The 5,203-nt window shown below is 38.2% G+C and carries 5 protein-coding genes; 1 reads left to right on the top strand and 4 read right to left on the bottom strand.

Translation table 11 applies throughout. The features are described from left to right. Positions 1-794: 794 nt before the first annotated feature. The 4 genes from EAE89_RS22110 to EAE89_RS24070 all read right to left on the bottom strand — a co-directional run bounded on the left by EAE89_RS22110 (position 795) and on the right by EAE89_RS24070 (position 4,615). Positions 795-2,054, bottom strand: a complete 1,260-nt coding sequence (locus EAE89_RS22110; RefSeq protein WP_214086590.1) for a phage tail protein — start codon at positions 2,052-2,054, stop codon at positions 795-797. Positions 2,055-2,200: 146 nt separating this feature from the next. After that, positions 2,201-2,824, bottom strand: a complete 624-nt coding sequence (locus EAE89_RS22105) for a tail fiber assembly protein (protein ID WP_214086589.1) — start codon at positions 2,822-2,824, stop codon at positions 2,201-2,203. A 2-nt stretch (positions 2,825-2,826) separates the two neighbouring features. Continuing rightward, positions 2,827-3,777, bottom strand: coding sequence for a tail fiber protein (locus EAE89_RS22100; protein ID WP_214086588.1), 951 nt, complete (start codon positions 3,775-3,777; stop codon positions 2,827-2,829). Between the two features lie 706 nt (positions 3,778-4,483). Beyond that, positions 4,484-4,615 carry a hypothetical protein gene (locus EAE89_RS24070; RefSeq protein ID WP_262500115.1) on the bottom strand — a complete coding sequence of 44 codons (132 nt, stop codon included), beginning with the start codon at positions 4,613-4,615 and terminating at the stop codon, positions 4,484-4,486. On the opposite strand from EAE89_RS24070, the gene EAE89_RS22095 reads away from it, so the two are divergent. Next, the coding region (locus EAE89_RS22095; RefSeq protein ID WP_214086587.1) for a two-partner secretion domain-containing protein at positions 4,614-5,203 on the top strand (590 nt) is incomplete at its 3' end. The genes EAE89_RS24070 and EAE89_RS22095 overlap by 2 nt on opposite strands.

Raw genomic sequence — 5,203 nt, 5'->3', positions numbered from 1 at the left:
GTTTCTTTAACAACGGCGAGGTGTTCAATCAGAGTCATCATTGAGCTATCTGAAGAGAAATAAGCGTGATTAGATCATGTCATTACTCTACTTTCAATAGGCGTTAAAAAAGTATGCTCGCGCCCTGGTATTCATGGCACCTTTTTACCTTTATATATGACAGGAAGTGCAAACTTACTTACGTTAAACCGTACCAAACCTGATTAAATAACCGAACAAGATGAGATAAACGAAGATATCAATTAACATCTATTTATAACAACTTAATATGCTGTAGCACATTTAATGATATTTAAAATCCACCGTGTGTCGGCTGGTAAATAAATTCTCACGTATATTGACTTAATGCAAGCTTATCAAAGTGAAATATCATGCAATGAATTCCGCCAAATTATCTAATTGATTGTATTTAATGGGGAAACTAAAAGTTATATATTATAATTAAAATGCATTTTCGGACTTGTCTTATTTCTCATTTGACCATCTTTAATAATTAAAATCTGACTTGTCAGAAAAATAAAAATATAGATGGAATTAGAGTTTTATTTAATTATGGCTTTCCTAACATTGAAATAAAATACCTGAGTCATATTCAAGGCTTTTAATAAAGACAAATCGATTAACTACCTAAATATGATTAATTAAGATGTCACGACCTGATGAATTTTTACTGGAAATTGTATCTATATTAATAGATAAATACTTATTGCAAATAGCCGGATAATTGCGTAAAAAATAAGATACAGGGCCATATTAGGCCCCGTATTACTACAAATTGTGATCAAAGGTATATGTTATTTATATTCTTCCTGCAACTTCTTTTGTCTCAAGTTCCACGGTGAATCTTCTGGCATTTGGACACGAATATCTAAACGGCAATAGTCGGGAATATCACAGGGTTCCCCATCCTGATAGAATATTTTGTTACCCTCGTCATCAATAGATTTGACTCGCCAGTTCTGAAACATTTCAGGCAAATGTGAATGTTGACGGTGGAAAGTTTTAACAATAATGGAACCATCAGGTTGAACATGATCCTTAACAAAAATCAGTTCGAGATTATTGTTATCGTGAGGAACAGAAATACCCCCATGTATTCCCCAACCACCATCCGCGTTATACCCTAAAATATTTGATAGGTGATATATGCCGGTCCCTTCTTTTTTAACGTCTGCGCCCTCTGATTCTTCATTAGTTGAGAATGTGCCATCAGGATAAATTTCTACTACCGGAGAGGCTCGTTTAAGGAATCCATTATTATCCGGTTTAGCGTTTCTATCATCCCAAAACCTGCGTGTAGATTGTCTTTTGCTATCGGCGTTTATACTATCTGTACGATATGTATCGCCTTCATGCATGAAAACCAACCTGTGACTCCATACTCCCTCAATACCTTCGCTTGATGCACCATTTACATTACTAAATCTTAACTGGACTCCATACACATTTGGCAACCCATATCGAGTGACGAAAGGCGTATTAGGGGCAACCCAAGAATAACCGTTATATATGCTTTCCCATCCATTCAAATTAGTAAAACGCATTGCATCATTAATTGATGCAGCCCCCACATCCCCCGCATTCAGACTAACGTCACCGGTCAATGCTTTACCATTTATTTTCCGGCCATTGGGTACTTTATTATTAATATTTTCACGCAATGAATTGGCTATTTCCTGCACTAATTTTTGTGTCACTGCCAATGTGTCACTATTGCCAACGACATTGGTAAGCTGAACAACCCCTTTTTGTGTTAATGAAGCGATAGGCATTTCTTTTGCAATTTTTTGCTTCAATGCCGTATCTAATTGTCCAATAAGTTTCGTTATATCACCATCATCCAAAACATCACTGCCAGATTCTCTCGCAATAAAATCGGCTACAACGGATGATATTACTGATGATTGACGAAGTGCCTTATTTAACAAATGAGTTGGAACATCATTGGGTGGAAACCCCGTCTGTAAATCCAGACTTGCTTCATATCTATCTTGACTCACTACATTAGCGCCATTCTTAATAGAAAAAGCCTTAAAATCATTTTTCTGACTCATATATTCCCCCTAAATTATTAAAAAGTTCGCCTTGATTTATCCCATTATCCATAGCACAACGATAAGCTCGTTTTCACACGAGCTTTTATTAAATTAAAGCGAAGATTTAAAAAATATTTAAATACGGTAAAAATTTAATACAATTATTATTGCGGTTTTTCAGGCCAGTTAATATCTGATGCCAATGAAATATCAACCCGACTTAATAATACTAGATACTTTTTCCAATCGAGTAATAACGCCTTTTCAGCTTCCGATGCCATTTCAGTTTCAACTGCATATTGCAATACCGTTATGGCCTCATTGGCATGTTGGCGGAAAATATCACGTTGTTGTTCTGCCTGTTTAATCTGACTGGCTTGTTGCGCTTCAATATCCGTTACCCATTTTTCACCATCCCATTGATCAAAATCAGTCGCCGGTGGCTCGAATGTCAATGTTTCTGCTAATTCACCCAGTTCAGAAACTTCTTGTTGTGCACCCGTTTGTGTGTCGTAAGCTATTTTCCCTCGATGGTTAGGGACAATTTCCCAATGGCTTTCGTCCGCACTGCGACGAACAACCAGATTATCAGTATCAGAAAAATTTGGCGCATCAGGATAAGAATGCGCGGATACACCTACCCCTTCTGCCACATATTCAACATTAGTGCCAACGAATTCTCTCGAATAAGGATTAACATGATAAACCTTTATCCAGCCAGCTTTAGTTGCTAAACCATCTTCACCTAATATAGCGGTTTCAGTATCTAAGATATTTTCGTGTGTCATTATTATTCTGCCTTTACGATGTAGTTAAATGCGATATTGCGAGGTCTGACCCGGAAATAATCAACTCCAATACCAATACTTTCTAATGATGATATTTTGTATTTGTTTTGCTTCGGATCGTGATATGCAACTCCATCCCGACCGAATATATTTTGCGCTGCCCCAGTGCTAAAGTTCCCGAGATATTCCGCTAATGAAGAACCATCTTGCCAAGACAACAATTTTCTTTCATTATCAACACCACGCGTATCATCCCAACCACGAATAAACTCACCTCTTAAATCGGGTAATCTACCGCTAGGATAAGCTTCTGCTAACTTCGGATATTGTGATCTACTAAAAGCGGAACCATTACAAGTAAAATAGCCAAAAGGTGGATGTGGCAACGGCCAAGGAATAGGAGAACCAACAGGAATTTCACTGGTTGTTTTAATCAATTTATCTACTTCCGCTCGAGTATATGCCCCCACATCACTCGCATTCAGATTAATATCGCCAATCAAAGCCTTACCATTTATTTTTCGGCCATTGGGTACTTTGCCATCAATATTTCCACGCAATGAATTGACTATTTCCTGAACCAATTTTTGTGTCACTGCTAATGTGTCATTGTTACCTATTTCATTAGTCAGTTGAACAACACCTTTTTGTGTCAATGAGGCACTATTAATTTCTGCTGTAACTTTTTGTTTTATGGCCAGATTTAATTTGGCAGTGAGTTTAACCATGTCTCCATCATCTAAAACATCATCGTCAGATTGTGTCGCAATAAAATTAGCCACCACAGAGGCTATTGTCGATGATTGGCGTAATACCTTATTTAAGACATGGATAGGAATATTCTCTGATGGAAATCCTGTCAGCAAACTTTGACTTTCCTCATATCTCTCTTGATTCACTACATTAGCATTATTACCAATAGAAAAAGCTTTGAAATCATTCTTTTGGCTCATATATCCCTCTTAAATAAAATAATACTCTTCAATAATCAATATATTAAATTATTGTACAAGTAACTTCTCCCAATTGGGGGCATTCATAGTCTAGTACATAAAAATAATAATGGTTTGTTTTTATAACTTACAAGGTTAATTATTTTTGCATAAGAGAAACAATTAATTATGACAATGTTTTATAATTATTCTCAACTCCTACCTTTCACTTTAATCTTTCATGAAATAATATTTACTGGATTTACTATAATCTACTGATAATAAAAAATCACAAATATTCCCATATGAAAACAGTGAAAGTAAAAATAGGAAAATAATATAGAAGAATGACCAAGATGAATATTTTCCCAATTATTTTCTGGCTTTTTCCGTAAAAAAGCTAACGTAATTGCCATGATATCGCCTCAGCATTGTCAGACAGAGGGAAAGGTTTTTACCTGTTCGTGCAATAACAAAAATCCGCTTTTTGCAAGTCACTTTTGTCTGAAATGAGATCTTACTTTGTGATCTGCGTCACATAATTAAACAAAAAAGTAAAATTAATTTGAAATTATTAACATTGGTTATTAAATGATTAATATTAATGCATTTTTTATATATTTTGTAACAGGATAATAACATTGGCCTGTTTTTTGTCTTAAAATATAACCCCCTGTTTTTGCTGTTATCTTAACCAAATTCCCGCTTTTAGTTACCCGGCTAATAATCAACCCCGAACATTGATCGCTAAGTGAAATTTAGGGTTAATACCGCTGCGAAATTGACCCGCGATTTTTAGCCTCACCGTGCTGCCCGCGCGTCGTAGCACATTCAGGACACCTTCGCGGAGAATAACCATGAATAAACACTTATATCGTATTATCTTTAACCACTCCCGAAATCTGCCGATGGTGGTGGCCGAGATTGCTACTGGCGGACAACAAAGCACCGCCCGCCGCCGTAGTCGGCCATCGGCTCAACGACTTTGCCGCTTCACGGCATTACGGCTGAGTTTATTACTGGCTTTGGGCGGGATTTCACTCACCGCACAGGCGGCGATGGTGGCCGATGGACAGGCGCCGGGTCATCAACAACCGACCATGATTTCCAGTGCCAACGGTACCCCGCAGGTCAATATCCAGACCCCCAGCGCTGCGGGCGTTTCCCACAATACCTATCGCCAGTTTGATGTCGATAAACACGGGGTTATCCTCAATAACAGCGCAAAAGCAACTGAGACCCAGCTGGGCGGGATGGTGGCCGGGAATCCGTGGCTCGCCAAAGGGGAAGCCAAAATTATCCTCAATGAAGTCAACAGCCGCGACCCCAGTCACCTTAACGGCTGGATTGAAGTGGCCGGACGCAAAGCCGAGGTGGTGATTGCCAATCCGTCCGGCATTACCTGTAACGGCTGTGGCTTTATCAACGCCCACCGCACCACGCTCAC

Origin of the sequence: Photorhabdus heterorhabditis, assembly GCF_018448905.1 — a bacterium.
Taxonomy (GTDB): domain Bacteria; phylum Pseudomonadota; class Gammaproteobacteria; order Enterobacterales; family Enterobacteriaceae; genus Photorhabdus; species Photorhabdus heterorhabditis.
Note: the sequence above shows the minus strand (reverse complement) of the source record. Positions and strands in the feature narration are given on the sequence as shown.